The organism is Streptomyces sp. NPDC101234 (assembly GCF_044767525.1).
In the GTDB taxonomy this organism is placed as follows: Bacteria; Actinomycetota; Actinomycetes; order Streptomycetales; family Streptomycetaceae; genus Streptomyces; species Streptomyces sasae.
Window position 1 is genome coordinate 149089 of sequence record NZ_JBIWOA010000021.1, and the last position, 25857, is coordinate 174945.

Consider the following 25857-nt stretch of genomic DNA (forward strand, 5'->3'; position numbering starts at 1 on the left):
GGAGGGGGAAACATGCAGGTCGGAGCGTTTTTGTGAGATTGCTGCACACATCCGACTGGCATCTGGGCCGGGCGTTCCACCGAGTGAACATGCTCGGGGCCCAGGCCGACTTCATCGGTCACCTGGTGACGACCGTGCGCGAGCACGCCGTCGACGCCGTGGTCGTCTCGGGAGACGTGTACGACCGCGCGGTGCCGTCCCTCGCCGCGGTCGAGCTCTTCGACGACGCCCTGCACCGGCTCGCCGGCCTCGGCGTGCCCACGGTGATGATCTCCGGCAACCATGACTCGGCCCGCCGCCTGGGCGTCGGCGCCGGTCTCATCGACCGCGCGGGCATCCATCTGCGCACCGAACCGGCGGCCGTCGGCACGCCCGTCGTCCTCGCCGACGCCTTCGGCGACGTCGCCTTCTACGGCCTGCCGTATCTCGAACCCGCCCTGGTGAAGGACGAGTTCGGGGTCGAGAAGGCCGGGCACGAGGCAGTGCTGGCCGCCGCCATGGACCGGGTCCGCGCCGACCTCGCCGTCCGTGCGCCCGGCACCCGCTCCGTCGTCCTCGCGCACGCCTTCGTCACCGGCGGCGAGGCCAGCGACAGCGAGCGGGACATCACCGTCGGCGGAGTCGCCGCCGTCCCGGCCGGTGTCTTCGACGGCGTGGACTACGCGGCCCTGGGGCATCTGCACGGCTGCCAGACCATCACCGAGCGCGTCCGCTACTCCGGCTCCCCGCTGGCCTACTCCTTCTCCGAGACCGACCACCGCAAGAGCATGTGGCTCGTCGACCTGGCCGCCGACGGCGCCGTCACCGCCGAGCGCCTCGACTGCCCGGTCCCGCGCCCGCTGGCCCGCATCCGCGGCACCCTGGACGACCTGCTCGCCGACCCCGCCCTGACCCGGCACGAGGACGCCTGGATCGAGGCCACCCTCACCGACCCGGTCCGCCCCGCCGACCCCATGGCCCGCCTCACCGACCGTTTCCCGCACACCCTCAGCCTGGTCTTCGCCCCCGACCGGGCCCCGGACGACCCCGACGTCTCCTACGCCCGCCGCCTCGCCGGCCGCACCGACCGGCAGATCGCCGAGGACTTCGTCGCCCATGTCCGCGGCGCGGGCCCCGACGAGCGCGAGCTGACCGTGCTGGACGAGGCGTTCGACGCGGTACGCGCCGACGACGCGGTGCGGGAGGTGGCGCGGTGATCGGCGTACCGGCCGGCGACCGGCGCACGGGCGGGGCGACGAGGTACCCGCGACGGACCGCGGAGGCCGCCCCGTGAGGCTCCACCGGCTCGACATCACCGCCTTCGGCCCCTTCGGCGGCACCCAGAGCGTCGACTTCGACGAACTCTCCGCCGCCGGGCTCTTCCTCCTGCACGGCCCGACCGGCGCCGGGAAGACCTCCGTCCTGGACGCCGTCTGCTACGCGCTCTACGGCACCGTCCCCGGCGCCCGCCAGAGCGGCCAGGGCCTCACCCTGCGCAGCGACCACGCCGACCCGGCCACCCGCACCGAGGCCCGCCTCGAACTCACCGTCGCCGGACGCCGGCTGGAGATCACCCGGCAGCCGCCCTGGGAGCGCCCCAAGAAACGCGGCTCCGGTACGACTCTGGACAAGGCCCAGACCTGGCTGCGCGAGTACGACGCCACAGCCGGCGCCTGGCAGGACCTCAGCCGCTCCCACCAGGAGATCGGCGAGGAGATCACCCAACTGCTCGGCATGAGCCGCGAGCAGTTCTGCCAGGTCGTGCTGTTGCCCCAGGGCGACTTCGCCCGCTTCCTGCGCGCCGACGCCGGTGCGCGCGGTCAGCTGCTCGGCCGACTCTTCGACACGCGGCGTTTCGCCGACGTCGAGAAGCGCCTCGCCGAGCGCCGGAAGGCGACCGAGGCCCGGGTCCGCGACGGCGACTCCGCGCTGCTGGCCGACGCGCACCGTATGCAGCAGGAGGCCGGCGACGCGATGGAGCTGGAGCCGGGTGAGCCCGGTCTGGCCGAGGCCGTCCTCGCCGCCGCGGCCGTCGCCCGCAGCACCGTGCGTGAGCGCCTCACCGTCGCCCACTGCCGCCTCACCGCCGCCGAGTCCGCCCAGTTCGCCGCCGACCGCGCGCTGACCGAGGTACGCGAACTGGCCCGGTTGCAGGGCCGGTTCGCCGAGGCACGGCAGCGCGCGGTACGGCTGGAGGAGCGGGCCGGGGCGCACCATGAGGCGCAGGCGCGGATGGAGCGGGCGCGGAAGGCGGAGGCGGTGGCGCCGGCGCTGGAGTTGCGGGAGGCCGCCGAGGCCGGGCACCGCAGGGCGGCCGCCGCCGAGGCACGCGCGCGTGCGTTGCTGCCGGAGACGTTCGCCGGAGCCGGTGCGGCCGGGCTCGCGGCCGCAGCCCGCCGGGCGGCCGAGGAACTGGGCGGCCTGGAGTCCGCCCGCCGGGCCGAGCGCCGGCTCACCGAGGTCGTCGAGGAACGTGGGCGGCTGGACCGGCAGGAGCGGGACGACGAGGACGTCCTGCGCGAGGCCGAGGGCTGGCTCGCCGACTGGGACACCAGGCGTGCGGAGCTGCAGTCCCGTATCGACTCCGCCCAGCAGGCCGCGACCCGCGCCGAGCAGCTCGCCGTGCAGCGCGAACCCGCGCGCCGGCGGCTGGAGGCGGCGCGGCTGCGGGACGAGCTGGGCCGTGACACGGACGAGGCCCAGCGTGCGGCCCTCGACTCCGCACAGCGGGCCGCCGACGCCCGGACACACTGGCTGGACCTCAAGGAACAGCGGCTGACCGGCATCGCCGCCGAGCTGGCCGCGCACCTCGTCGACGGTGAGCCCTGTGCGGTCTGCGGAGCCACCGAACACCCGGTACCTGCACGGAAGTTCGCCGGTCATGTCGACGCCGAGGCCGAACGACGGGCGGAGGCCGCCTACCAGCGCGCCGACGAGCAGCGGGCCGAGGGCGAGCGGCGCCTCGGCGTCGTACGAGAGGCGCTCGCCGCCGCCTCCGCCGAGGCGGGTGACACGCCCACTGCCCGACTGGCCTCGGAGACGAGCGAGTTGGAACAGGAGTACGCACGGGCCCGGCGTGCCGCCTCGGCCCTGCACCCGGCGCACGAGGAACTGCGGCTGGCCGAGCAGGAGCGCGAACGGCGGCTGGCGGACCGGCAACAGGCCGAGATCCGGGCCGCCTCACGGCTGACCCGGCGCGACACGCTCGACACCGAACAGACCGCCCTGGAAGAGGAGTTGGCGAAGGCTCGGGGGAGTGCCGGGAGCGTGGCCGCGCGGGCAGCGCAGCTGGAGCGGCAGGTGGCTCAGCTCACCGACGCCGCCGACACCGCACGCGTCGCCGAGGACACCGCCCAGCATCTGAAGGACGCCGACGCCCGGCTCGCCGACGCCGCCTACCGCGCGGGCTTCGACACCCCGCAGGCCGCGGCCGCCGCCCTCCTTGACGACACCGCCCACCGTGAACTCCAACGACGCCTGGACGAACGGCAGTCCGAGGAGGCCGCGGTGCGCTCGGTGCTGGCGGAGGCCGACACCGCGGCCGCCGCCCAGCAGCCGCCCGCCGATCTCGACGCGGCGGAACGCACCGCCACCGCTGCGGCCCAGCGCCTGCGCGACGCCGCCTCCGCCCGTGACCGGGCCGCCCGCTGCTGCGGCGAACTCGACCGGCTGTCCGCCCGTGCGACTGCCGGTGTACGCCAACTCGCCCCGCTGCGCGAGGAGTACGACCGGGTCGCCCGGCTCGCCTTCCTCACCGCGGGCACCGCCGCCGAGAACGAGCGCAAGATGCGCCTGGAGTCGTACGTCCTGGCGGCCCGTCTGGAACAGGTCGCCGCCGCCGCGACCGTACGACTGCAGCGCATGTCGTCCGGCCGTTACACCCTCGTCCACTCCGACGACCGCACCGGACGCGGCCGCAGCGGTCTCGGGCTGCATGTCGTCGACGCCTGGACGGGACGTGAACGGGACACCGCCACCCTGTCCGGCGGCGAGACCTTCTTCGCCTCCCTCGCGCTCGCCCTCGGCCTCGCGGACGTCGTCACCGACGAGGCCGGCGGGGTCCGGCTCGACACCCTCTTCATCGACGAGGGCTTCGGCAGCCTCGACGACCAGACCCTGGACGAGGTCCTCGACGTCCTCGACTCGCTGCGCGAACGTGACCGCAGCGTCGGCATCGTCAGCCATGTCGCCGACCTGCGCCGCCGGATCCACGCCCAACTGGAGGTGGTGAAGGGCAGATCGGGCTCGACGCTGCGGCAGCGCGGGGTCTGACTCCCGGTTTCTAGGTGCCGATGGCGCGGCGGGGGAGGGGCGAGGAGTAGACGACACTCGTCGTCACCGAGCCGAGTGTGCCGATCTTGCCGGAGATCTCCTCCAGATGGCGCATCGAGCGGGCGGTGACCTTGATGACGAAGCAGTCGTCACCCGTGACATGGTGCGCCTCCAGGATCTCCGGGGTGGCGGCGACCAGGTCGTGGAACGGCTTGTAGTTGCCGTTCGGGTAGCGCAGGCGGACGAAGGCGAGGATCGGCAGGCCCAGCCGCTCCGGGTCGACCACCGCCGCGTACCCCTGGATCACGCCGGCCTCCTCCAGCCTGCGCACCCGCTCGGTCACCGCGCTCGGGGACATCGCGACGGCACGCGCCAGCTCGGCGAAGCTGGCCCGGCCCTCGCGCTGGAGGACGTCGAGGATGTGCCAGTCGGTGGCATCCGGGGAAAACGCGGTCATGGGGGATGAATAACAGGGAATCCCCGGCGGGACAAGGTCCGGGCCGGGGATCGCACCTTCAGGGCGGCCGGTCACCGGCCGTAGATTTCCCGTCATGGAGTTCCGCCGCACCGGCGGCCGAAGTGAAGGGCCCGATATGGTCGACATGAGTGCCACCACCGTCAACCCCGTGCTGCGGGTCGCCCCGGCCGCCCCCGCCGAGGCCGCCGCCCACTTCCGGGCGAGCCTCGCCTTCCATGCCGACGTCTCCGACGTGGCCGCCGCTCTCGCCGCCGGCGACCCCGGCTTCGCCGTCCTCGACTCCCGCTCCACCGAGTCCTGGGACCAGGGCCACATCCCCGGTGCCGTCCACCTGCCCACCGCGCTCATCCCGGAGCAGGCGGCCGAACTCCTCGACAGGGACCGGCCCGTGGTGACGTACTGCTGGGGTCCCGGTTGCAACGGCGGCACCCGCGCCGCCCTCGCGCTCGCCGAACTCGGCTATCAGGTGAAGGAGATGCTCGGCGGATTCGAGTACTGGGTGCGCGAGGGCTTCGAGTTCGAGACCTGGCAGGGTCGTGAGCGCCGGGCCCCGGACCCGTTGACCGCCCCCGTCGCGGGCGACTGCGGTTGCTGATTCCCGAAGGCGAAGCTGTGCCGTCGCTGTACGTGTAGGTTCACCCCATGACTCGTTATGCGGAACCGGGCGCGGTGGAGTGGGTGGAGTCGGGCGGCGGCCCGCTGGTGGCGGTTCCGGAGACGGTCCTGCCGTTCTGGGCCGGCGCCGACAGCGAGGAGCTGGCCACCGACTACGACCGCGCCTGCGAGGTCGACGGCTATGTCGGACTGCTCCCGGTCGGGGACAGCGCCGCCCTGGTCTTCGGCGACGAACCCGCCTCGACGTCCTTCCTGCCGGACCACGGTACGTTCGTACGCTGGTCCGCCGCCAACTCCGAGGACGAGCTCCTGGCCCAGGTCCCCGCCGCCCTGGACAGCGCCGTGTGGGAGAACGAGATCCGCTGGCAGGTACCGGGCCCCGTGGTCCTGTTCGACTCCGCCTGGCCGGGCGGCGAGGCGGAGGGCGGGGACCATCTGCGGGTCCCGCTGGAGCCCGGCACCTACGCGGTGCGCGCCGCCTACACCAGACCCGGCCCGGAAACCTGGCTGGGACTGGTGCAGTTGCGCAGGCTCACGTCCTGAATCGGCATCTCCGGATACGCTGACCGGTCGTCACTTCACGCCGTCGAGCGCGATGTCGAGATGGCGCGGGCCGCGCAGCACCGCGTTCTCACGGTACGGCGGCGGGTCCTCGACCAGCCGCGGGTTGTCGAGTCGGCGGGCCAGCTGGGCCAGCGCGATCTGCGCCTCCAGGCGGGCCAGCGGGGCACCGAAGCAGCTGTGGATGCCGCTGCCGAAGCCTAGGTGCTGGATGTCCTGGCGGTCCGGGTCGAAGCGGTCGGGGTCGGTGAACCGGTGCGGGTCGCGGTTGCCCGCGCCCAGGACGAGCCAGATCCGCGAACCCTTCGGAATGGTCACCCCGTGCACCTCGATGTCGGTGATGCAGGTGCGCTGCGGCAGAAGCTGCACCGGCGGCTCGTAGCGCAGCAGTTCCTCCACGATCCGCACCGACAGCCCCGGGTCGTGGCGCAGCCGCTCCAGGACCTCCGGGTGCCGCAGCAGCGTGAGCATGCCGTTGGTGATGAGGTTGACGGTCGTCTCATGACCGGCGATGAGCAGCAGCACCGCCGTGCTGAGCACCTCCATGTTCGTCATCGGGCCGTCCGAGCCCCTGCTGTGCACCAGGTCCGAGAGCATGTCGTCACGGGGTTCCCTGGCCCGCTGCTCCACCAGCCCGTTCAGGTACATGCCGAGCTGCAGCCGGGCCTCCTGCGCGGTGCGCTGGGAGTCGGCGGCCGTACGCGTGTCGGGGTCCAGGCCCGCCACGATCGGGTCGACCCAGGCCCGGAAGCGCGGCTCGTCCTCGCGCGGCACGCCGAGCAGCCGGCAGATCGCGGTGACCGGGAAGGGGTACGCGACCTGGTCGACCAGGTCGATCTCCCGCGCGTCACCGAGACCGTCGATCAACCCGGTGACGATCTCCTCCAGTTGGGGCCGCATGTCGTCGATCCGGCGTGGCCGGTGCGGCGGCCCGAAGGAGCTGTTGGCGATCCTGCGCAGCCGGTCGTGCTCCGGCGGGTCGAGCCGGATGAAGCTCGGCGGCAGCCCCGTCGCCTCCGGTCCGGACAGCTCGTCGTCCGCGCCGAAGGCCACGTTGGACTCGTCGGAACTGATCCGCGGATCATGGAGCAGGGCCTCGATGTCGTGATAGGCGCTGATGAGATAGGGGCCGTCCTCCTCCTCGTGCAGCACCGGCGTCTTGCGGAGTTCCTCGTACAGCGGGTACGGGTTGGCGCGGTTGGCGAAGTCGGTGATCTGGCGCAACATCGAGGTCTGCGTCATGACAGGTCCTTGGAAAGCGTCGGGGCCGGGCGGAGGTCGGCGGCGGTCAGTGGCGGGCGGGGTGGAAGACCAGCTGCTGGTCGGTCGGCGAGTAGCCGCTGAGGGTCACCAAGGGCCCGTGCGTCGGCAGCGCCGGATCCGGGAAGTCGGCGTCGACCGGCGCCCGCCCCTCGGGACGGCGGTCCACCGTCGCGAACTCCACCGGGAACGGCGCGGCCTTCTCGATCTGCCGCTGGTAGAACTCCAGCCACCGAGTGTTGTCGAAGCTCACCGCGGCGATCGTCCGGCCCTGGAAGCCGTACACCCCGACGAACCGGCGCTCGGCCAGCGAACCCTGAGTGATCATGATCTGCTCGCCCATCGGCGGCACCCCGACCGACTTGATGTTCACCCCGAACTGCGAGGACCAGAACGCCGGAACCCACAGGTGCGGCCTGCGTTCGGCGCTCGGGCTGATCATGTTGTGCGCGGCGATCTCGGCCTGGGCGACCGCGTTTCCCCAGTGCTCCAGCGACAGGAACTGGTAGCCGAACAGCGCGTGCGGGGACCGGGCGACATCGCCGGCGACGAAGATGTCGTCGGTCACGATGCCCCGGAAGTCGAAGGCACGGCAGCCCGCGTCACAGGCGATGCCCCGCGGGCCCGCGCCCAGCCCGGACCCGGCCAGCCAGTCGGTGTTGCGGACCGCGCCGAGCCCCACGACCACCACGTCCGCCTCGACGATGCTCTCGTCGGACAGATGGACCGCCCGTACCCGGCCGGCCGGATCGCCTTCCAGCGCGGTGACCATGACCCCGGTGCGCAGGTCCACCCCGTTCTCGCGGTGCATCTCGGCGGCGACCGCGCCGATCACCCCGCCCAGGGCGCCCACCAGCGGAGCGCCCGCGCGTTCCGCCACGGTGACGGGGATGCCCTGTTCCCGGCAGGCCGAGGCGATCTCCGAGCCGGTGAACCCGGCGCCGATCACGAACACCCGGCGCGGCCCGGCCTTCATCCGGCGCAGCAGCCTGGCCGCGTCGTCCCGGGTGCGCAGCGTGAAGACGCCGTCCAGCCGGGCCTCGTCCTCCTTCGGCCAGGGCCGGGCGTGCACACCGGTGGTGATCAGCAGCCGGTCGTACTCGACCTCGTCGCCGTCGGCCAGCCGCACCCGCTTGGCCTCCACGTCGAGACCGGTCGCCGCGACACCGAGGCGCCACTTCGCGTCGATCTCCAGGCGGTGCGGCAACTCGGTGTGGTTCGGGGCCGCCCTGCCGAGCAGCACCCCCTTGGACAGCGGCGGTCGGTCGTAGGGTTCGTACGGCTCGTCGCCGATCATGGTGAGCTCCCCGGCGAAGCCCTCGGCCCGCAGCGTCTCGGCACCGCGCAGACCGGCCAGCGAGGCTCCCACGACCACGATCCGGCCCTCGCGCCTGAGCCATTCGAGATAGTCAGTGGGCGGCATCGGAGGCCCCTCCCGCCACCCCGTCCAGGCCGTCGGCCATGATCGCCTGCACCGGGCAGGCGGCTACGGCGCGCGCCAGCCGCTCCCGCTGCTCCTCCTCGGCCCGTGGGCTGTAGACGAGCGACTCCTCGCCGTGCATGGCGAAGACGTCCGGAGCGAGGAACGCGCACTGCGCGTATCCCTGACATCTGTTCAGATCGACGACAAGGCGCATCATGGCTTCGCCCTTCCGGTGGCCAGGTCCCGTGCGTACCGCCGGTCCGGCACTTCGGGCGCGGACGGCGGGAACACCCCGGACGCCAGCATGGAAGCCGGCACCCGCCACCGCGCGCCGGGAACTTCCGACCGGGTGAGCCGTCAGGACGCCGGGGCCGCGGCGGCGCGGCGGAAACTCACCACGACGATGTGCACGCTGAGCAGCAGCGACCAGGCCGGGAACACCAGCTCGGCCCAGGGCACGGAGGGCGACACGAACAGCAGCACCAGCGCGACGAGCAGGCCCAGCACCGTGAGCCAGCGGGGCATGATGCCCAGGCGGTACCCGATGACCGACGTGGAGGAGGCGAAGACGGCGGCCATCCGCATCGCGTACCCGATCAACAGGGTGTACGCCAGATGCTGACCGAAGTCCCAGGTGGGCCGGGAGGGCGAGGTGCCCGCGGGATGTGCGGTGTCGAGCACGGCCGCGGCCGCCGCGGCGCCGCCGAACATCATGGCGATGAAGATCAGGCCGCTGCCGAGGAACACGGTGGCGAGGAAGCGGTCCTCGCCCTCACCGACATGGGCGCGCACCGCACCGGCGAACCACAGGAAGAAGATGCCGGCGAACGGCACGAGCGCGAGGGCTGCACGGAGGGCGCTGCGCCGGGTGGGATCCACTGCCTGGTCGGAGACCGCCTCGGCCCCCTGCGGGATTCCCAACCGGATCAGCACCATGGCGGCGGCGAGCAGCAGCGCGAAGACGATTCCGGCCGCACCGGCGGCCCGTGGGGTCTCCAACGGCTCCCGTGGCGGCGTGGAGGTCTGCATACGCGGCTCGCTTCCTCTGTCCGGTGCCCCCGGCACCAGCAAGCCGCCACCACCCCGACCACCGCCACCGGAACACCCCCGAACGGCAGAACGGCTGCGGGGGCACGCGGGGGCGGCCGTAATTGTGTCGCCGGCCGGGCGCGTCCGGCCTAGCATGATCCGCCATGCCGCCGTCCCCCGAAGAGCTCCGCCGTGACCCGCTGCCCCTGCGCGGTCGTACCGCTCTCGTCACCGGCGCGAGCCGGCGGGCCGGTATCGGTCATGCCGTCGCCCGGCGGCTCGCCGCGTACGGGGCGAGCGTCCATCTGCACCACCACGTCCCGCACGACTCCGCGATGCCCTGGGGCGCCGACCGGATCGAGGACGTCGTGGCGTCCGTGCGCGAGGCCCTCGCCGATCCGGACGCGCGTGTCGTCGCCACCCCCGGTGACCTGGCCGAGCCGGCCGAGCCCGCCCGGCTCGTCGACACCGTGGTCCGTGAGTTCGGCGGCCTCGACATCCTCGTCGCCAACCACGCCCTCAGCGGCTCCGACGGCACCCTCGACTCGATCGACGCCGCCATGCTGGACGCCCACTGGGCCGTGGACACCCGCTCGGTGCTGCTGCTCGTCCAGGCGTACGCCCGGCAGGCGAAGCCCGGCGGCCGCGTCGTGATGATGACCTCCGGCCAGGACCTCGGCGGCGGGATGCCCGGCGAACTCGCCTACGCCCTCCAGAAGGGCGCCCTCGCCTCGATCACCCGGTCCCTCGCGACCACCCTCGCCGAGCGGGGAGTCACGGTGAACACCGTCAACCCCGGCCCCGTGGACACCGGTTACGCGACCGGCGAGGTCCACGCGGCCGTGGCCGCACGGTTCCCCGCCGGGCACTGGGGGCGGCCCGACGACCCGGCGCGGCTCATCGCGTGGCTGGCCACGGACGAGGCGCGCTGGGTCACCGGGCAGGTCGTCGACTCGGAAGGCGGCTTCCGGCGCTGACGTACCGTCGGACCGTCAGAGCTGTGACAGTTCGTCCACCAGGTCGTCCAGGCCGAGCGACCCCTGGGAGAGGGCCGCCATGTGCCAGGCCTTGAGGTCGAAGGCGTCGCCGTGCCGCTCGCGGGCCTTCTCCCGGCCCAGCAGCCAGGCCCGCTCGCCCAGTTTGTAGCCGATCGCCTGGCCGGGGATGGTCAGATAGCGGGTCAGCTCGCTCTCCACGAACTCCGCGGACAGGCCGTTGTGCAGGCCGAAGAACTCCTGCGCCAGCTCCACCGTCCACCGCTCACCCGGGTGGAACGGCGAGTGTGCCGGAATCTCCAGCTCCAGGTGCATTCCGATGTCCACGATCACCCGGACCGCCCGCATCATCTGCAGGTCCAGATAGCCGAGCCGCTGCTCGGCGTCGGTGAGATAGCCCAGTTCGTCCATCAGCCGCTCCGCGTACAGCGCCCAGCCCTCGGCGTTGGCGCTGACCTCGCCCACCGTGGCCTGGTAGCGGGACAGGTTCTGGGCCACGTGCGTCCACTGCGCGAGCTGGAGATGGTGGCCGGGCACGCCCTCGTGGTACCAGGTGGAGACCAGGTTGTACACCGGGAACCGGGTCCGCCCCAGCGTCGGCAGCCAGGTGCGGCCGGGGCGGGAGAAGTCCTCCGAGGGGGACGTGTAGTAGGGGGCCGCCGCACTGCCGGGCGGGGCGATGTGGCTCTCCACCCTCCGTACCCGTTCGGCGAGTTCGAAGTGTGTGCCGTCCAGGTCCGCGATCGCCCGCTCCATCAGGCCCTGCAGCCACTCACGGACCTCTTCGACGCCCTCGATGTGCCGGCCGTGTGCGTCGAGGTGCGCCAGCGCCACCCACGGGGTCTCGGCACCGGGCAGGATCTTCTCGGCCTCCTCGCGCATCTCGCCGAGGAGGCGGTGGTACTCGGACCAGCCGTACGCGTACGCGTCGTCCAGGTCGAGGTCGGCGCCGTTGTAGTAGCGCACCCAGCGCGCGTACCGCTCGCGGCCCACCGTGTTCGGGGCGCCCTCGACGGCCGGCGCGTACACGTCCCGCAGCCAGTTCCGCAGTTCCACCAGCGCGGCCGTCGCCGTCCGCGCCGATTCGGCCAGCTCCGGGCGCAGCTTCTCCGGTCCGGCCGCCGTGAACTCCTCGAACCAGCCGCGGCCCGTGCCGTCCACGTCGATCCACTCCGTGAGCTGACCGATGCACGTGGCCGTCGGACGCGGGCCCGCGTACAGCTTCCGCTCCAGGCCCAGCGCCAGCGACTCGCGGTAGCCGGCGAGCGAGGCCGGCACCGCCCGCAGCCGCTCGGCGATCGCCGCCCAGTCCTCGTCCGTCCGGTTCGGCGTCACGGTGAACGCCTCGCGCACCCAGTGCGGCGCTGTGTACATGTTGCCGACCGCGCGCAGGCCCTCCTCGGCCTCGTGCACGGCGAGTTGGGCGGTCAGCCGCTCGCGCAGCAGCCGTCCGCAGCGCCGCTCCTCGGCACGGTCCGCACCGGGCCGGCGCTCGGCCGCGTCCAGCTTGGCGAGCGTGGCACGCGCCAGCTCCGCCAGGGCCTCCTGACCCGCGGGCGAGAAGTCGGGGAGCCTGCTCGAACTCTCTTTGACGCCGAGGAACGTACCGGTCACCGGATCGAGGGCGATGAGGTCGTCGACGTACGCGTCGGCGACCTGCCGGGGCAGCGGGTTCGTGGTGTCAGACATGCGGTCAATCCTCGTGCGACGCCGTGTTCGCGTCACCCGCACGAGCCCGGATTTTGCCGTGTGCGTGACCGGACCCGCCCGGCCGATCGGTACCGGGCGGGTCGTCAACTCCTGGAGGAACGAATGACTCTGATACGCAGTCAGAGCTGTGACAGTTCGTCCACCAGGTCGTCCAGGCCGAGCGACCCCTGGGAGAGGGCCGCCATGTGCCAGGCCTTGAGGTCGAAGGCGTCGCCGTGCCGCTCGCGGGCCTTCTCCCGGCCCAGCAGCCAGGCCCGTTCCCCCAGTTTGTAGCCGATGGCCTGCCCCGGCATGGACAGATAGCGGGTCAGCTCGCTCTCCACGAAGTCCGCCGGGCGGCTGCTGTGCGCGCCGAAGAACTCCTGCGCCAGCGCCGGTGTCCAGCGCTCCCCGGGGTGGAAGGGGGAGTCTTCGGGGATCGTCAGCTCCAGGTGCATACCGATGTCGATGATGACCCGGGCGGCCCGCATCATCTGCGCGTCCAGGTAGCCCAGGCGGCGCTCCGGGTCGGTGAGGAAGCCCAGTTCGTCCATCAGCCGCTCCGCGTACAGCGCCCAGCCCTCGGCGTTGGCGCTGACCATGCCCACGCTCGCCTGGTAGCGGGAGAGGTTCTCGGCGATGTGCTTCCACTGCGCCAGCTGGAGGTGATGGCCGGGCACGCCCTCGTGGTACCAGGTCGAGACCAGGTCGTACACCGGGAACCGGGTCTGGCCCATGGTCGGCAGCCAGGTGCAGCCCGGCCGGGAGAAATCGTCCGACGGGGGCGTGTAGTACGGCGCCGCCGCGCTGCCGGGCGGAGCGATCCGCGATTCGACCCGGCGCACCCGCTCGGCCAGGTCGAAGTGGATGCCGTCCAGCTTCTCGATGGCCTCGTCCATCACGGACTGCAGCCAGCGCTGCACCTCGTCGACGCCCTCGATGTGGGTGCCGTGCTCGTCCAGGTGCGCCAGCGCCACCCACGGGGTCTCGGCGCCCGGCAGGATCTTCTCGGCCTCGGTCTTCATCTCGCCGAGGAGGCGGTGGTACTCGGACCAGCCGTACGCGTACGCCTCGTCCAGATCCAGGTCCGTACCGTTGAAGTAGCGGACCCAGCGGGCGTACCGCTCGCGGCCCACCACGTCCGGCGCGCCCTCGACGGCCGGCGCGTACACATCCCGCATCCAGTCCCGCAGCGCCACGACCGCCTGCGTGGCCGCGCGTGCCGCCTCGTCCAGTTCGGCGCGCAGCGCCTCGGGTCCGGCCGCGGCGAACTGCTCGAACCAGCCCCGGCCGTCGCCCGTGTCGGACCACTCGCCGAGCTGGCCGACGAAGGTGATGGTGGCCCGCGGGCCCGCGTACAGCTTCCGCTCCAGGCCGAGTTCGAGGGACTGCCGGTAGCCCTCCAGCGCGGCCGGCACCGCGCGCAGCCGCTCGGCGACCGCCGCCCAGTCCTCCTCGGTGGCCGTGGGCGTCACGGTGAACACCTGACGCACGGCGTGGGCGACCGAGCTCAGGTTGCTGACGGAACGCAGACTCTCGTCCGCCTCGTGCACGGCGAGGGAGGCGGTGAGCCGCTCGCGCAGCAGGCGTGCGCAGCGACGCTCGATGTCACTGTCCGCACCGGGCTGCCGCTCGGCCTCGGCGAGCCTGGCGAGCGTGTCGCGCTGGAGCCGCGCGACCGCTTCGTCACCCGCAGGCGAGGTGTCGGGCAGCCGGCTCGAACTCTCTTTGACGCCGAGGAACGTACCGGTGATCGGATCGAGGGCGATGAGTTCGTCGACGAAGGTGTCGGCGACCTGACGGGGCAGCGGGCTGTTGGTCTGTGACATGCGGTCCATCCTCGTACGACGGGCCGCCGCGCGTCACTGGGATTGAGCCGACGGCGTAGGCGGCAGCAGCGGTCCGCAGTCCCACTGCTGGAAGATCAACCGGGTCTCCACCCGGGCCACTTCCCGCCGGGACGTGAACTCGTCCAGGACCAGCCGTTGCAGGTCCGTCATGTCGGCCACGGCCACATGAACGAGGTAGTCGTCGGGACCGGTCAGATGGAAGACCGTCCGCGACTCCGGCAGCGCCCGGATCCGCTCCACGAACGGCCCCACCAGCTCCCGTCGGTGCGGTCTGACCTGCACCGACAGCAGCGCCTCCAGACCGCGCCCGAGCTTGGCCGGATCGAGCTCCAGCCGGTGTCCGAGGATCACTCCGGACCGCCGCAGCCGGGTCACCCGGTCCAGACACGTCGACGGCGCCACACCCACCTGGGCGGCGAGATCGCGGTAGGTGGTCCGGGCATCGTTCTGCAGCAGCCGCAGCAGATGGAGATCCACCGGATCCAGTACGACAGATTCGGCCATGCATCGAACGTAACACGGCATTCACACCGCACACCCCGCGCAGTGTTCACCCTGCGCCCATGGACTCAGTCAGCATCCGTGACCACGTCTCCGACGCCCCGCGCGCCCTGGCCACCGAGGCCGTGCACGCCGGCCGCGACGATCTCGCCCGCCAGGGCCTGCACGCCCCGCCGATCGACCTGTCCACCACCTACCCGTCGTACGACAGCCGGGCCGAGGCCGCCCGTATCGACGCCTTCGCCACCGACGGCGCGGACCCGACGGGACCTCCGGTCTACGGACGCCTCGGCAACCCGACGGTCGCCCGCTTCGAGACCGCCCTGGCCCGCCTCGAAGGCACCGAGTCCGCCGTCGCCTTCGCCAGCGGCATGGCCGCCCTGTCCGCCGTCCTCCTCGCCCGCGCCTCGACGGGGCTGCGCCATGTCGTCGCCGTACGGCCCCTGTACGGCTGCAGCGACCACCTCCTCACCGCCGGTCTCCTCGGCACCGAGGTCACCTGGACCGATCCGGCCGGCATCACCGACGCGCTGCGCCCCGACACCGGCCTGGTGCTGGTCGAGTCCCCGGCCAACCCGACCCTGGCCGAACTCGACCTGCGGGCCGTCGCCCACGCCTGCGGCACGGTCCCGCTGCTGGCCGACAACACCTTCGCCACCCCCGTGCTCCAGCGCCCCGCCGAACACGGCGCCAGGCTGGTACTGCACAGCGCCACCAAGTACCTCGGCGGCCACGGCGATGTGCTGGGCGGTGTGGTCGCCTGCGACGAGGAACTCGCCGGGCAGCTCAGGAAGATACGTTTCGCGACCGGCGGCGTCCTGCACCCGCTGGCCGGCTACCTGCTGCTGCGCGGCCTGGCCACGCTCCCGGTCAGGATCCGCGCCGCCTCCGCCACCGCCGCCGAACTCGCCCGCCGCCTCACCGCCGACCCGCGCGTCGCCCGCGTCCGCTACCCGCGCCTGGGCGGCGCGATGATCGCCTTCGAGGTGTACGGCGACCCGCACGAGGTCGTCTCCCGGGTACGGCTGATCACCCCGGCCGTCAGCCTCGGCAGCGTCGACACCCTCATCCAGCACCCGGCGTCGATCAGCCACCGCATCGTCGACGCCGACGACCGCCGGGGCGCCGGCGTCAGTGACCGGCTGTTGCGTCTGTCGGTGGGCCTGGAGGACGCGGACGACCTGTGGTCCGACCTGGACCGGGCGCTGGGGCCGCACTAGCGCCCCGCCAGGGGTGCGGAGAACTGCGCGACCGGCCACGGATTCACCCGCGGCCGCCGCGCAGTCCGCAACCTCTACGGCGCTTCGGTCCTCCCCGACTCACCCGCACCGGAAAGCCGCCCCACGGCAGTCACGGCACTGTTCGGTTCCGCCGCCAGCCGCGCCGTGATGACCAGCGTGCCCTCCTCGATCTGGTAGTCGAGCGGCAACCCCAGCCCCCGCATCGCGGCCACCATCCCCGTGTTGGACGCCTGCGTCACCGCGTACACGCTCTCGCAGCCCGCCTCGACGGCCATGCCCACCAGCCGGCCCAGCAGCTCCGCACCGATGCCGCGCTGCTGCCACTCGTCCTCGACGAGCAGCGCGACCTCCGTCTCGTCCCCGTCCCACAGCAGATGCCCGAGGCCGACGATCCGGCCCGACGCGGTCTGCACCGCCAGCGTCCGGCCGAAGCGCGGGCTGAGCAGGTGGTTCAGATAGCGGTCCGCGTCGGTGACCGGACCGTGGTAGCGCAGTCCCAGGGTCCGCGCCGAGCACCGCTCGTGCATCGCCTTCGCCGCCTCCAGGTCACCGGTGTCGGCCCGGCGCACGGTGATCGCGTTGCCCTCGGGCAGCGTGAGCACGTCCTGGCTGCGCGGGATGCGCGGCCCGAGCCGGGTGTCCAGCTCCACCAGCGCCCGCGCCCGCGCGAACTCGGTCGGGGTGAACGGCAGATACGGCCGCTCCACGGTGATCACTCCGCCTTCCGGTGCGCGCAGCCGCATCACGGTGTCCTCCAGTGCCCCTTCGACGGGGACCGCCTCGGGGCTCCGGGCCCCGCCGACCGGATGGGCGGGGAGTGAGCGGATCGTGCACCTCCCCAACAACTGCCGGAGTGCCAGCGGAAGTTCCGCCGCGTCCAAAGCGGTTCGGGTGGCGAGGCCCAGGACCCGGGTCGGGGCGTCCACCAGATCGTGCGCATCGGCCCGCTCGATCCAGGTGTCCGTGCCCCCGGCCAGGGCGACCGCCCGGGTGATCTCGCCGGCCGTCAGCTCACCGGGGGCCCGCAGCAGGAACTCGTCCACCGTGCCGTCGCCCAGCGGATGCGTCTGCAGGCTCAGGATGTCCACCCGGTGCCCGGCGAGCGCGGTGCACAGGGCCGCCAGCGAACCGGGCTCGTCCCGCACGGTCGTCCGCAACCGCCACAGCGTGGCGGTCGTGCCTTCGGGTGCCGGGGCGTTTGCACCGGGCCCGGCCTGCCCCGTCCGGGCGACGGTCGGCCGGGCGCCGGTATCGGTATCCGTCACCGGAGGTGCGTGACCTGGGCGCCTCGCCCACCAGACGTGGAACCCGGCCGTGGCCGCCAGCACCAGCGCCGAGACCACCAGCAGGGCCGGACCGTCGGGCCCGTGTCCGACCAGGTTGGCCACCCCGTCCGCCACCGCGACGGCGGTGAACAGGGCGGCGAGTTCGACGACGTCCCGTCGCCAGTGGTGCACGGGGCGTCCGTGCCGTGCGCGTGTCACATCAGACATGTCTCGATTCATGCAGCCACTGTGAAGGAAGGGTGTTGCGTGATCACGAACGCTCTGTGACCGATGGGTAAAGCGTGCTTATGTTGTTTTTGCGCCATTTTTTGATGCGGTTGGTGCCTGTGGATTGACCGATTCCGACACCCGTCAGGCGGCCGCCTCCTCGGCCAGTGCGGCCCGCAGCCGCCGCGCCTGGACCACCAGCCGGGACGAGCCGCGCCGGGCCGCCGCCTGGGCGAGATGGGGTATATCGCCGCGGGCCCCCGACCGCTCGGCGCACTCGGCGGCGATCGAGAGCAGTTCCCCGAGCCCATGGACCGACCCCGAGGTGCCGGTGCCCGCTGTCGCCATGTCGGCGAGCAGCACGGGCAGGGTGTGCCGGAGCATCTCCCATATCGTGGTGTTCGCCCCGGTGGCCACCGCCGTCCGTGCCGACTCGGCCAGCCGCGACGGCTTCACCGCGCCGCGCTGGACCAGCTGACCCAGGTCGGCGCCCAGCCGCTCCGCGTCGAGCTGTCCGCGCGCGGCCAGCACCAGCAGCGCGTCCACCGCGGCCAGCCGGTCCTCCGGATGCCGGGCGCCCAGGCCGTACGCCACGCACAGCTGCGTGCTCTCGCCCGCCGCTCCGCCGGACTCGGCGAGCAGCGGGAGGGCGGCGGCCACGCCCCGCTGGTCGTCCAGGGCGGCCTCGGAGAGGTCGTGCACCAGCCGCACGGCGACCAGTTCGCGCAACTCCGGGAGCGTGGCCAGCCAGTGCTGATGGTCCTCCTGGCCCCAGTGGTAGCAGTACCGGACGGCGTCGGACACCGTGAACGGCCGGCCGAGTCGCCGGAACGCCTCGGGGAAGTCCGCCTGGAGGTCCAGGACCTCACCGGACTCGATCAGGATGCGCGGACCCGATGTCCGACGGTCGGACGTGGGCAGGGCGGGCTCCCCGGCGGACAACCAGCGGGCCAGCCGCTCGCCTTCCGGCGTGCCGAGTTCGCTCGCGCGCCGGGCTGCGGCCAGGGCCGCGGTGCGGTCCTCGCGCCGGACCCGCAACAGTGCCTGTGCGAAGTCGACGTCACCCACCCGGGCGCCGAGACGACGGTAGGCGTCGAGCCGGTCGACCAGATCGCCCGGCTCCAGAAGTCCTGTGCTCCACGACGGCGTGGCCAGCAGCAGCGGCTGCGGATCCGTACGTATCCGGTAGGCGAGTTCACGGAACCGGACGTCGATGACCCGGGAGAACCCGTGGCGCGCGCAATCGTGGTCGGCCGGACCGTGCTGCAGTGCGGCGAACAGGGCGGACGTGCTCACCTCCCCGTACAGCGTGGCCAGGATCAGGTCGAGGCCGTTCTCGGTGTTGAGAAGGCCACGCCGGTGATGGTCGAAGTGCTCCTCGGCGTACCGTCGGCCGCTCGAATCGGGCTGCCACCAGCGGGTGGCCGCCACCGGTTCGAGCGCCTTACGCAGCGCGTCCTGGTCGCGGTGGGCGTGCCGGGCCAGGCCGTCCAGAGCCCGCTCGAACGCGGCCACGTCCCCGGCGGACGCCAGCAGGGCCGAGACCTCCTCGGCGAGTTCCACGGCCGAGTCCGGCGCGGGTGCGAGCCGGAACGGCTCCGGGGCGGGTGGCAGCACCTCCTCGTACACCTCGGGAGCCGATGCGGGCGCGATCCCCAGGGCGGCGGCACGGGCGCGCAGGGCGGGGCTCAACTGCTCGGCCGCGTCCGCGATGCCGGCCCGGGCCGCCGAGTCCTCGGTGAGCCGCTTCACATGCCGCTCCACCAGCTTCAGCGCCCGCTCCTGCACCTGGGTGTCCTCGTGCCCGAACGCCTGGGCCACGGCCGGCAGCAGCTCCGCCGTCGAGGCGGCCTCGCGGGTGAGCACCTTGCCGAGCAGCACCAGCTGGGCATGCACCAGCTTCTTCTCGGCGCGGAACAGCAGCCCTTCGGAGGCCTCCGCCAGTTGCCGCGCGGTGAGCTCGCCGTCGAGCGCGAGGGCGGCCAGCACCGACTGGGCGTGGGCGGCCACGGGGGAGACGGCGTCCCGGGCCAGGGCCGTCCAGTCGGCGACGCGCTCGAGCTCCTCGCCCCGGGTGAGGGTGAGCTGGACCAGCAGCGGCAGGAAGACCCGGTGGTCGGTCGGGCCGCCACCGCGCAGCAGACGGGCGAGACAGGCGTCCACGATCACCTTGCGGTCCAGGGTGCCCGTGCGGGCGAGCTCGGCGAGGGCGCTCTGCCACGAACCGGGCCCGTCGCCGAACAGCCACCTCACGTCACCGAGGTCGGAGAGCTCGAACAGGCCGTTCACCAGCGGCGCCAGGTCCGGTTCCGCGCGCAGCCGGTCGACGAGGGGGACGCGCCCCCAGGTGCGGCCGATGTGCCTGACCCAGCCGACCACATAGGCGTCCGTCACCGGCACCTCACACCCCGAGCGGCGCACCAGCCCCGCCATCAGCTCGAACGACACGTCCGCGGAGACCGGCCGCGCGGACAGCCGCCGGGCCACGTCGGCCTGCCAGCCGGTGTCCCGGTCCGCCAGCGCCTTCAGCAGCGTCTCCGCCGGTGCCTGCCGCCAGCGCATGTCGGCTCCGGCGATCCAGGTCGCGGCGGCCGCGGCCCCCGAGTGGCACATCGCCCCGGCCACCTGGAGCGCCGGATAGCTGCGCTGGGCGGGGGTCTCCCACGGAGCGGCCCGCAGATCCTTGCGCAGGTCCTGCAACTCGGGCAGCAGCGCCCGCCGTTCGGCATCCGTCAACTTCTTCACCAGCAGAGCCGTCTCCCCGGCGTGCCCCGCCCGTACCGCTTCCAGCACCGCACTCATCGCGCACCCCCGCCGATCTCCGCCATGTCCTGCCCGGCGTCCTGTCCCGACGCGACGCCCCGCCGCGCCATCCGCACCGCCAGCGCGTGCTTGCACGGTCCGCGCCCGCCCCGGTACTTCGCCCACCACAGACAACTGCAGCTCAGCACCCCCGCCGTGTCCCGCACCCGGTGCACATGACCGTCCTCGGCCGTCACCGTGCCCAGATCGCCGTCCAGGGCCACCGCGCCCGCGGCCACCAGCATCCGGGCCGAACGCAGCCTGGGGTTGTGCCGCTCCACGCGCCCGGCGTCGTAGGGCAGTTCGCGGTGGAAGTAGGCGGCCTCCGCCGTGTCGTAGCCGACGCGTCCCGAGGTGCCGAGGCGGACCAGGGCCGCGCGGACCCGCTCCGGGGTGAGGCCCGCCGAGGCCGCCAGGTCGGCGACGTCGACGCGGGGCTCCCAGGCCAGCAGCACCGCGATCAGCTCCGCGTCCTCGGCCGCCTCGTCGGTGGCGAGTGCGTCCAGCACACCGCCCTCACCGGAGAACCCGCGCGCCGCGTCGGGCGACAGGGTCAGCGTGAGCCGCATGCCCGGCAGCACGACCTCCCAGGCGGCGGCCGTACCGGAGGCGGCGAGGGCACCCTGCGGGCCGTAGACCCGCAACGCCGTCGCATGGCGCAGCACCCGCTGCAGCGCGGCCAGCCGCTCCGGCCCCGGCAGGCACACCGCGCCCGGCACCGGACGGGTCGTCGGCCGCAGCCCCCGGCCCGCCGGCACCACCCAGCGCGGTCCCGCCGAGCCCCGGCGCGCCGTGCCCGCGCGTGGGAGCGAGCGCAGGAACCGCACCGCCTCGTCCGCCGGGAGCTCGGCCCGCAGATCGAACCCCGCCGCTATGACCTGGGCCTCCGCGAAGCCGCGCAGCCACCGGTCCGGGAGGGGGACCTTCTTCTCCACCACCGGGCCGTCGAGTGTGGTGACCGCCAGCTCCTCGGGCCCGACCCGCAGATGGAGCGGATCGTCCGTGCCGATCCGGGAAAGCGCCTCGCGCAGCGGGTTGTTGACGTCCACGTTCGTCGTGCCGTGGCCCACCTCGCCGCCGTCCAGGCCCGGGCCGAGGACGTCCAGCCGGGCGTACACCCCGCCGCAGCCGGAGAAGGACTCGAAGCGCAGCCGGTCGCCGTTGCCCGTCACCACCGGGTCCAGCGAGGCGCGCAGCTGTGGCTGGTAGTACCGCGCGGCCGCCACGTCGGCCACCGCGAGCAGCCCGGCCGCGGCCACCTGAGGCGAGGTCAGAAAGCCCGCGAAGAACCGCGGATGGTCCTCGACCCCGGTGGGTGTCGCACCCTGGGAGGTCTCGAGCCCGAGGTGGCGTCCGTCGGCGGCGGAGCGCAGCACGGAGGGTTGGCGATAGGCCACGGCTTGTGAAGATCGCGTCATGGGAAAAACCGTAGAGGCGACCACTGACAATCGGGTCTGACCTGTGAAAACGCCGTGCGGGAGGGCGAGTTCGGCGGTGCGACAGGACCCGTGCCGGGAGATGTGAGAGGGCCGCGCACCGGGGGATGACGCCGATACGCGGCCCTGGGAAAAGCGTACGGGAGTTACTGGCCGACCCGGCCCGGCTGCAGGGTCCGGGTGAACAGCACGGTGCCGTCGTACTCGCGCAGACGCACCGTCAGTTCACCGCTGTCACCGTCGATGTCGACCTCGCCGAAGAACTGGTAGCCCTCCGCGGGTGACACGTTCGAGGCGGTCGGCGCCTTGACGAACACCCGGTCGGGTCCGAACGTGCCGTCCAGCGCGTTGGCCGGGAAGGCGCCGGCGTTCAGCGGGCCGGAGACGAACTCCCAGAACGGCGCGAAGTCCTTGAACGCGGCCCGCGACGGGTCGTAGTGCTGGGCGGAGGTGTGGTGGACGTCGGCCGTCAGCCACACCGTGCCGGTGATCCTGCGGTGCTTGATGTACCGCAGCAGCTCGGCGATCTGCAGCTCACGGCCGAGCGGCGCGCCCGGGTCGCCCTGGGCGACGGCCTCGAAGTTCGCCTTGCCCTCCACCGGGTCGGGTACGACGAGACCGAGCGGCATGTCCGCGGCGATGACCTTCCACACCGCCCGGGACCGGGACAGCTCGCGCTTGAGCCACTCCAACTGCTCGGCGCCGAGGATGCCCTGCGGGTCGGTCTTCTGGTCGTCGGGCGAGTTGGCGTTGCGGTAGGTCCGCATGTCGAGCACGAACACGTCGAGGAGCGGGCCGTGGTGGTGGACGCGGTAGATCCGGCCGTCCGGGCGGCCGCTGATCGTGGAGATCGGGAAGTACTCGGAGAACGCCTGGCGGGAGCGCAGCGCCATGTCGTCCAGCCTGGTGCCGGCCGGGTAGGCGGTGCCGGTGCCGATGACCTCGCCCGGGTACCAGTTGTTGCGGACCTCGTGGTCGTCCCACTGGATGACGTTCGGCACCTGGGCGTTGAACCGGCGCAGCGCCTGGTCCAGCAGGTTGTAGCGGAAGTTGCCGCGGAAGTCGTCCAGGGTGACCGCGACGTGCGACTTCTCCTCGCTGGTGACGTTGCGGTACAGGCTGCCGTCGGGCAGCGCCTGGGTCGCCGAGATCACGCCGTCGGCGTAGATGTTGTCACCGCTGCAGAGGAAGAAGTCGGGGTCCAGCTTCGCCATCGCGTCGAAGATGCGGTAGCCGCCGATGGACTCGTTGATGCCCCAGCCCTGTCCTGCCAGGTCGCCCGACCACACGAACTTCACGCCCTGGCGGCGGCGCGCGGAGGCCGTCCGGAAGGTGCCGCTGACCGGTTCGCCGGTGCGCCGCGGGTCGTCGGGGTCGGCGAGCAGTACGCGGTAGTGGATCTGCTCGCCGGACGGCAGCCCGTGCAGCCGGGTGGTGCCGGTGAAGTCGCTGCCGGAACCGAGCAGCGGACCGTGCCATCTGCGGGCGCCCCGGAACGACTCGGTGGCCGAGGTCTCCACGATCATCCGGGCCGGCCGGTCCGAACGGACCCACACCAGGCCGGAGCCGGCGGTCACGTCGCCCGCCTGTACGCCCCAGTCCGCGCGGGGACGCCCGGACAGTGCGAACGCCGGTGCCGAACCGAGCGCCGTGGGCAGGGTCAGGGCCGCCGCCGCGGCGAGCGAGCCGCGCAGCACGCTGCGGCGGCCGGGGAGCGAAAGGGACATGGAAGGGCCTCCAGGACGGGATCCGGCCGATGTGCACAGCCACAACTACTGGGGCGCCGCAGCGCACACGGAAACCGCGGGTGAACAACGGACGGGCGCCGGAAGCGGGGCCGGCCGGGTCGCCGTCATCCTTCGAGAGCCTCCGCCATGAGCCGCACCCCCTCCCGGATCCGCGCCGGAGACAGCTGCGCGTACCCCAGCACCAGCCGTACGACGGAACCGTCGCTCCGCGCGTGCGTGCACTCGCCAAGGGGACGCACCGCGACCCCGGCCGCCGCCACCCGCTCCGCGAACCGGCTCTCCGGCCCGTAGGACTGGGGCAGTTCGGCGATCGCGTGCAGCCCCGCCGCGATCCCGGACACGCGCGCGTGCGGGAAGTGTTCGGCGAGCGCGGCGACCAGGACGTCCCGCCGTTCCCGGTAGGCCCGCTGGCAGCGGCGCAGTTGGCGGTCGTAGTCGCCGCGCTCCAGGAACCGTGCGAACGCCGCCTGGTCCAGCGCGGGGTGCCCCAGATCCATGGTCCGTTTGCGGTCCACGACGTCGTCCGCCAGGGACTCCGGCACCAGCAGCCAGCCCAGCCGCAGTCCCGGCGCGAGCGATTTGCTGACCGACCCCATGTAGGCCACACGCTCGGGATCGAGGCCCTGGAGCGCGCCGACCGGGGCGCGGTCGTAACGGAAGTCCCCGTCGTAGTCGTCCTCCAGCAGCAGACCGTCCACCGAACGGGCCCAGTCCAGGAGCCGGGTGCGGCGCTCGGCGGAGTAGGCGATCCCGGTCGGGTACTGGTGGGCGGGCGTCGTCACCACCGCACGTACGCCCGCATCGAACAGGGGGCGCAGCGCCAGGCCCTCGTCGTCCAGCGGCAGCGGCACGGTGCCCATCCCGGCCGCCGCGTACAGGCCGTCGTGCTGCGGGCTGCCGGGGTCCTCCACGCCGATCTCGCGCATCCCGCGCGCGTGCAGCACGAATCCGAGGAGCGTCGCCGCCTGCGCAACTCCGGAGACGACCACGATCCGCTCCGGATCGGCGACCGCACCCCGGCGCCGGGCCAGCAGTTCGGCGAGGGCCGAGCGCAGCCGGGGCAGTCCGCGCGGGTCCGGGTAGCCGAGGTCGCGGTGCGGCAGCTCCGCCAGCACCTCGCGCTGCGCGGCGGCCCAGGCGGCGCGCGGGAACAGGGCCAGATCCGGTGACCCCGGCACGAAGTCCACCCGGACACCGCGTGGGCGCGGCGCGAGGTCACGCGCGCGTGGCGACGCCGCCCGTACGGCACCGCCCACCCAGGTGCCCGCACCCCGGCCGCTGCGCAGGTAGCCCTCCGCCGCCAGCTGCTCGTACGCCTCCGTGACCAGTCCGCGCGACACCCCGAGGTCCTGCGCCAGCTCGCGGCTCGACGGCAGCCGGGTCCCGGGCGCGAGCCGTCCCGCGCGGATCGCCTCGCGCAGGGCCGCCTGGAGGAAACGGCCACGCGCGCGTGCCGGTGCCGAGGCGGCCGGCAGCAACACCTCCCATGCGGCGGAACCGGGCAGGGCGCCCGGATTGGTCCCCGATGACGTCATGGAAGTGGACCTTAATCCGGACCGCCCGTGTTCCTAGCGTCGTCCTCGTGAACGCGACCATCACCCGCGGCGCCCGACTGACCGCGCTCGCCTACGTCCTTGTCGGCGGCTCCTTCACCGCGAACAGCTTGCTGGGCCACTACCCCCACGCGGGAGGGCAGTTCGTCCGCTACGGGCTCGCCTGTGCGCTGCTCGTACCGTTCGCCGGGCCGGGTGCGGCCGAGCGGCTGCGCGGGCTCGGGGCGCGGGCCTGGCTGCGGCTGGCCCTGCTCGCCGCGGTCGGAATGGTCGGCTTCAACCTGGCGATCCTCGCGGCCGAGCGCACCGCGGAACCGGCTGTCCCGGGTGTCTTCGTGGGCTGTGCGCCGGTGGTGGTCGCGGTCCTGGTCCCGCTGCTCGACGGGTGCCGGCCCCAAGGAGGGGTGTTCTACGGGGCGTTGCTGGTGGCAGTCGGCGCCTTCGCCGTCCAGGGCTGGGGGCGGACGGACCCGAGCGGGATCGCCTTCTCGGTGTGCGCGCTGGCCGGTGAGGTGGGGTTCGCGGTGCTCGCGGGGCCGGTCCTGCGGGCGCTCGGGCCGCGGCTGCTGACCGCCACCGTGTGCGCCCTCGCCGCGGCCGAGGCGGCGGTCGCCGGGGTCGCGCTCGACGGCGGGGCGTGGCTGCGCAGGCCCGATGCCGTGGAGACGGCCGCGCTGCTGTGGCAGGCGGGAGTCGTCACCGTCGTCGGCTTCGTGTGCTGGTACATGGGCGTCCAGCGGATCGGCACGGAGCGCGCGACGCTCTTCACCGGACTCGTCCCGCTCACGGCCGTCGGCACCGCCCCGCTCGTCGGAACGGGATCCTACGGGCTCGCCCAGGCCGCCGGTGGCGCCCTGGTCGGCGTCGGCGTCGCGGTGGGCTCCGGCGCCCTGCGCGGTCTCGGCCGCAAGCGCCGGAAGACGACCGACGAC

19 protein-coding genes and 1 pseudogene are annotated in these 25857 nt (G+C 73.1%); 7 read left to right on the forward strand and 13 right to left on the reverse strand.

Annotation, left to right across the window (positions count from 1 at the left end):
- Window positions 1-32: 32 nt before the first annotated feature.
- The gene (locus tag ACIRR9_RS33625) at window positions 33-1196 is read left to right on the forward strand and encodes an exonuclease SbcCD subunit D (protein ID WP_403759668.1); all 1164 of its coding nucleotides are present in this window, start codon (window positions 33-35) and stop codon (window positions 1194-1196) included.
- Between the two features lie 73 nt (window positions 1197-1269).
- The gene (locus ACIRR9_RS33630) at window positions 1270-4251 is read left to right on the forward strand and encodes an AAA family ATPase (RefSeq protein WP_403759671.1); all 2982 of its coding nucleotides are present in this window, start codon (window positions 1270-1272) and stop codon (window positions 4249-4251) included.
- A 10-nt stretch (window positions 4252-4261) separates the two neighbouring features.
- Here the strand turns inward: ACIRR9_RS33630 and ACIRR9_RS33635 are convergent, their stop codons facing one another.
- On the reverse strand, window positions 4262-4708 hold the full coding sequence (locus ACIRR9_RS33635; protein WP_123978748.1) for an Lrp/AsnC family transcriptional regulator: 447 nt from the start codon (window positions 4706-4708) through the stop codon (window positions 4262-4264).
- Between the two features lie 145 nt (window positions 4709-4853).
- Here ACIRR9_RS33635 and ACIRR9_RS33640 point away from each other — a divergent pair, with 145 nt between their 5' ends.
- Both ACIRR9_RS33640 and ACIRR9_RS33645 read left to right on the forward strand, forming a co-directional pair.
- Window positions 4854-5324 carry a rhodanese-like domain-containing protein gene (locus ACIRR9_RS33640; RefSeq protein WP_403759675.1) on the forward strand — a complete coding sequence of 157 codons (471 nt, stop codon included), beginning with the start codon at window positions 4854-4856 and terminating at the stop codon, window positions 5322-5324.
- Between the two features lie 47 nt (window positions 5325-5371).
- The gene (locus tag ACIRR9_RS33645; RefSeq protein WP_403759678.1) at window positions 5372-5887 is read left to right on the forward strand and encodes an immunity 21 family protein; all 516 of its coding nucleotides are present in this window, start codon (window positions 5372-5374) and stop codon (window positions 5885-5887) included.
- Between the two features lie 30 nt (window positions 5888-5917).
- Here ACIRR9_RS33645 and ACIRR9_RS33650 read toward each other — a convergent pair whose 3' ends face one another.
- From ACIRR9_RS33650 to ACIRR9_RS33665, 4 genes are all read right to left on the reverse strand, one after another.
- Window positions 5918-7147, reverse strand: a complete 1230-nt coding sequence (locus ACIRR9_RS33650; protein WP_403759680.1) for a cytochrome P450 — start codon at window positions 7145-7147, stop codon at window positions 5918-5920.
- A 46-nt stretch (window positions 7148-7193) separates the two neighbouring features.
- Window positions 7194-8588, reverse strand: a complete 1395-nt coding sequence (locus tag ACIRR9_RS33655; protein WP_403759683.1) for an NAD(P)/FAD-dependent oxidoreductase — start codon at window positions 8586-8588, stop codon at window positions 7194-7196.
- Window positions 8575-8802: a ferredoxin gene (locus ACIRR9_RS33660; RefSeq protein ID WP_316778342.1), complete on the reverse strand. Its 228-nt coding sequence runs from the start codon at window positions 8800-8802 to the stop codon at window positions 8575-8577. Before ACIRR9_RS33660 ends, ACIRR9_RS33655 begins: the two co-directional genes overlap by 14 nt.
- A gap of 143 nt (window positions 8803-8945) precedes the next feature.
- A complete protein-coding gene (locus ACIRR9_RS33665; protein ID WP_403759686.1) occupies window positions 8946-9617 on the reverse strand; it encodes a hypothetical protein in 672 nt (223 codons plus the stop codon).
- Window positions 9618-9781: 164 nt separating this feature from the next.
- Between ACIRR9_RS33665 and ACIRR9_RS33670 the strand changes: the two genes are divergently transcribed.
- Entirely contained in the window at window positions 9782-10594 is an 813-nt protein-coding gene (locus ACIRR9_RS33670; protein WP_403759688.1) for an SDR family oxidoreductase, read from the forward strand.
- 15 nt (window positions 10595-10609) lie between these two features.
- Here ACIRR9_RS33670 and ACIRR9_RS33675 read toward each other — a convergent pair whose 3' ends face one another.
- The 3 genes from ACIRR9_RS33675 to ACIRR9_RS33685 all read right to left on the reverse strand — a co-directional run bounded on the left by ACIRR9_RS33675 (window position 10610) and on the right by ACIRR9_RS33685 (window position 14655).
- A complete protein-coding gene (locus tag ACIRR9_RS33675; protein WP_403759691.1) occupies window positions 10610-12301 on the reverse strand; it encodes a DUF885 domain-containing protein in 1692 nt (563 codons plus the stop codon).
- Between the two features lie 140 nt (window positions 12302-12441).
- The gene (locus ACIRR9_RS33680; RefSeq protein WP_403759694.1) at window positions 12442-14130 is read right to left on the reverse strand and encodes a DUF885 domain-containing protein; all 1689 of its coding nucleotides are present in this window, start codon (window positions 14128-14130) and stop codon (window positions 12442-12444) included.
- Window positions 14131-14163: 33 nt separating this feature from the next.
- Window positions 14164-14655 carry an Lrp/AsnC family transcriptional regulator gene (locus ACIRR9_RS33685; RefSeq protein WP_365339856.1) on the reverse strand — a complete coding sequence of 164 codons (492 nt, stop codon included), beginning with the start codon at window positions 14653-14655 and terminating at the stop codon, window positions 14164-14166.
- A 59-nt stretch (window positions 14656-14714) separates the two neighbouring features.
- Here ACIRR9_RS33685 and ACIRR9_RS33690 point away from each other — a divergent pair, with 59 nt between their 5' ends.
- Window positions 14715-15872 carry a trans-sulfuration enzyme family protein gene (locus ACIRR9_RS33690; protein WP_403759697.1) on the forward strand — a complete coding sequence of 386 codons (1158 nt, stop codon included), beginning with the start codon at window positions 14715-14717 and terminating at the stop codon, window positions 15870-15872.
- A 74-nt stretch (window positions 15873-15946) separates the two neighbouring features.
- Here the strand turns inward: ACIRR9_RS33690 and ACIRR9_RS33695 are convergent, their stop codons facing one another.
- The 5 genes from ACIRR9_RS33695 to ACIRR9_RS33715 all read right to left on the reverse strand — a co-directional run bounded on the left by ACIRR9_RS33695 (window position 15947) and on the right by ACIRR9_RS33715 (window position 24907).
- Complete coding sequence (locus ACIRR9_RS33695; protein ID WP_403759700.1) at window positions 15947-17386, reverse strand: GNAT family N-acetyltransferase; 1440 nt, start codon at window positions 17384-17386, stop codon at window positions 15947-15949.
- A 144-nt stretch (window positions 17387-17530) separates the two neighbouring features.
- Window positions 17531-20188 carry a DUF6493 family protein gene (locus tag ACIRR9_RS33700; RefSeq protein WP_403759703.1) on the reverse strand — a complete coding sequence of 886 codons (2658 nt, stop codon included), beginning with the start codon at window positions 20186-20188 and terminating at the stop codon, window positions 17531-17533.
- Window positions 20185-21606 (reverse strand): SWIM zinc finger domain-containing protein, encoded by a 1422-nt coding sequence (locus ACIRR9_RS33705; RefSeq protein WP_403759705.1) that lies wholly within the window; start codon window positions 21604-21606, stop codon window positions 20185-20187. Before ACIRR9_RS33705 ends, ACIRR9_RS33700 begins: the two co-directional genes overlap by 4 nt.
- Window positions 21607-21770: 164 nt before the next feature.
- Window positions 21771-23351 (reverse strand): alkaline phosphatase D family protein, encoded by a 1581-nt coding sequence (locus ACIRR9_RS33710; protein ID WP_403759708.1) that lies wholly within the window; start codon window positions 23349-23351, stop codon window positions 21771-21773.
- A gap of 125 nt (window positions 23352-23476) precedes the next feature.
- Window positions 23477-24907: a PLP-dependent aminotransferase family protein gene (locus tag ACIRR9_RS33715; protein WP_403759711.1), complete on the reverse strand. Its 1431-nt coding sequence runs from the start codon at window positions 24905-24907 to the stop codon at window positions 23477-23479.
- Here ACIRR9_RS33715 and ACIRR9_RS33720 point away from each other — a divergent pair.
- Window positions 24898-25311, forward strand: a pseudogene (locus ACIRR9_RS33720) (EamA family transporter); the annotation flags it as partial. The gene ACIRR9_RS33715 and the pseudogene ACIRR9_RS33720 overlap by 10 nt on opposite strands.
- Window positions 25312-25857: the final 546 nt, after the last annotated feature.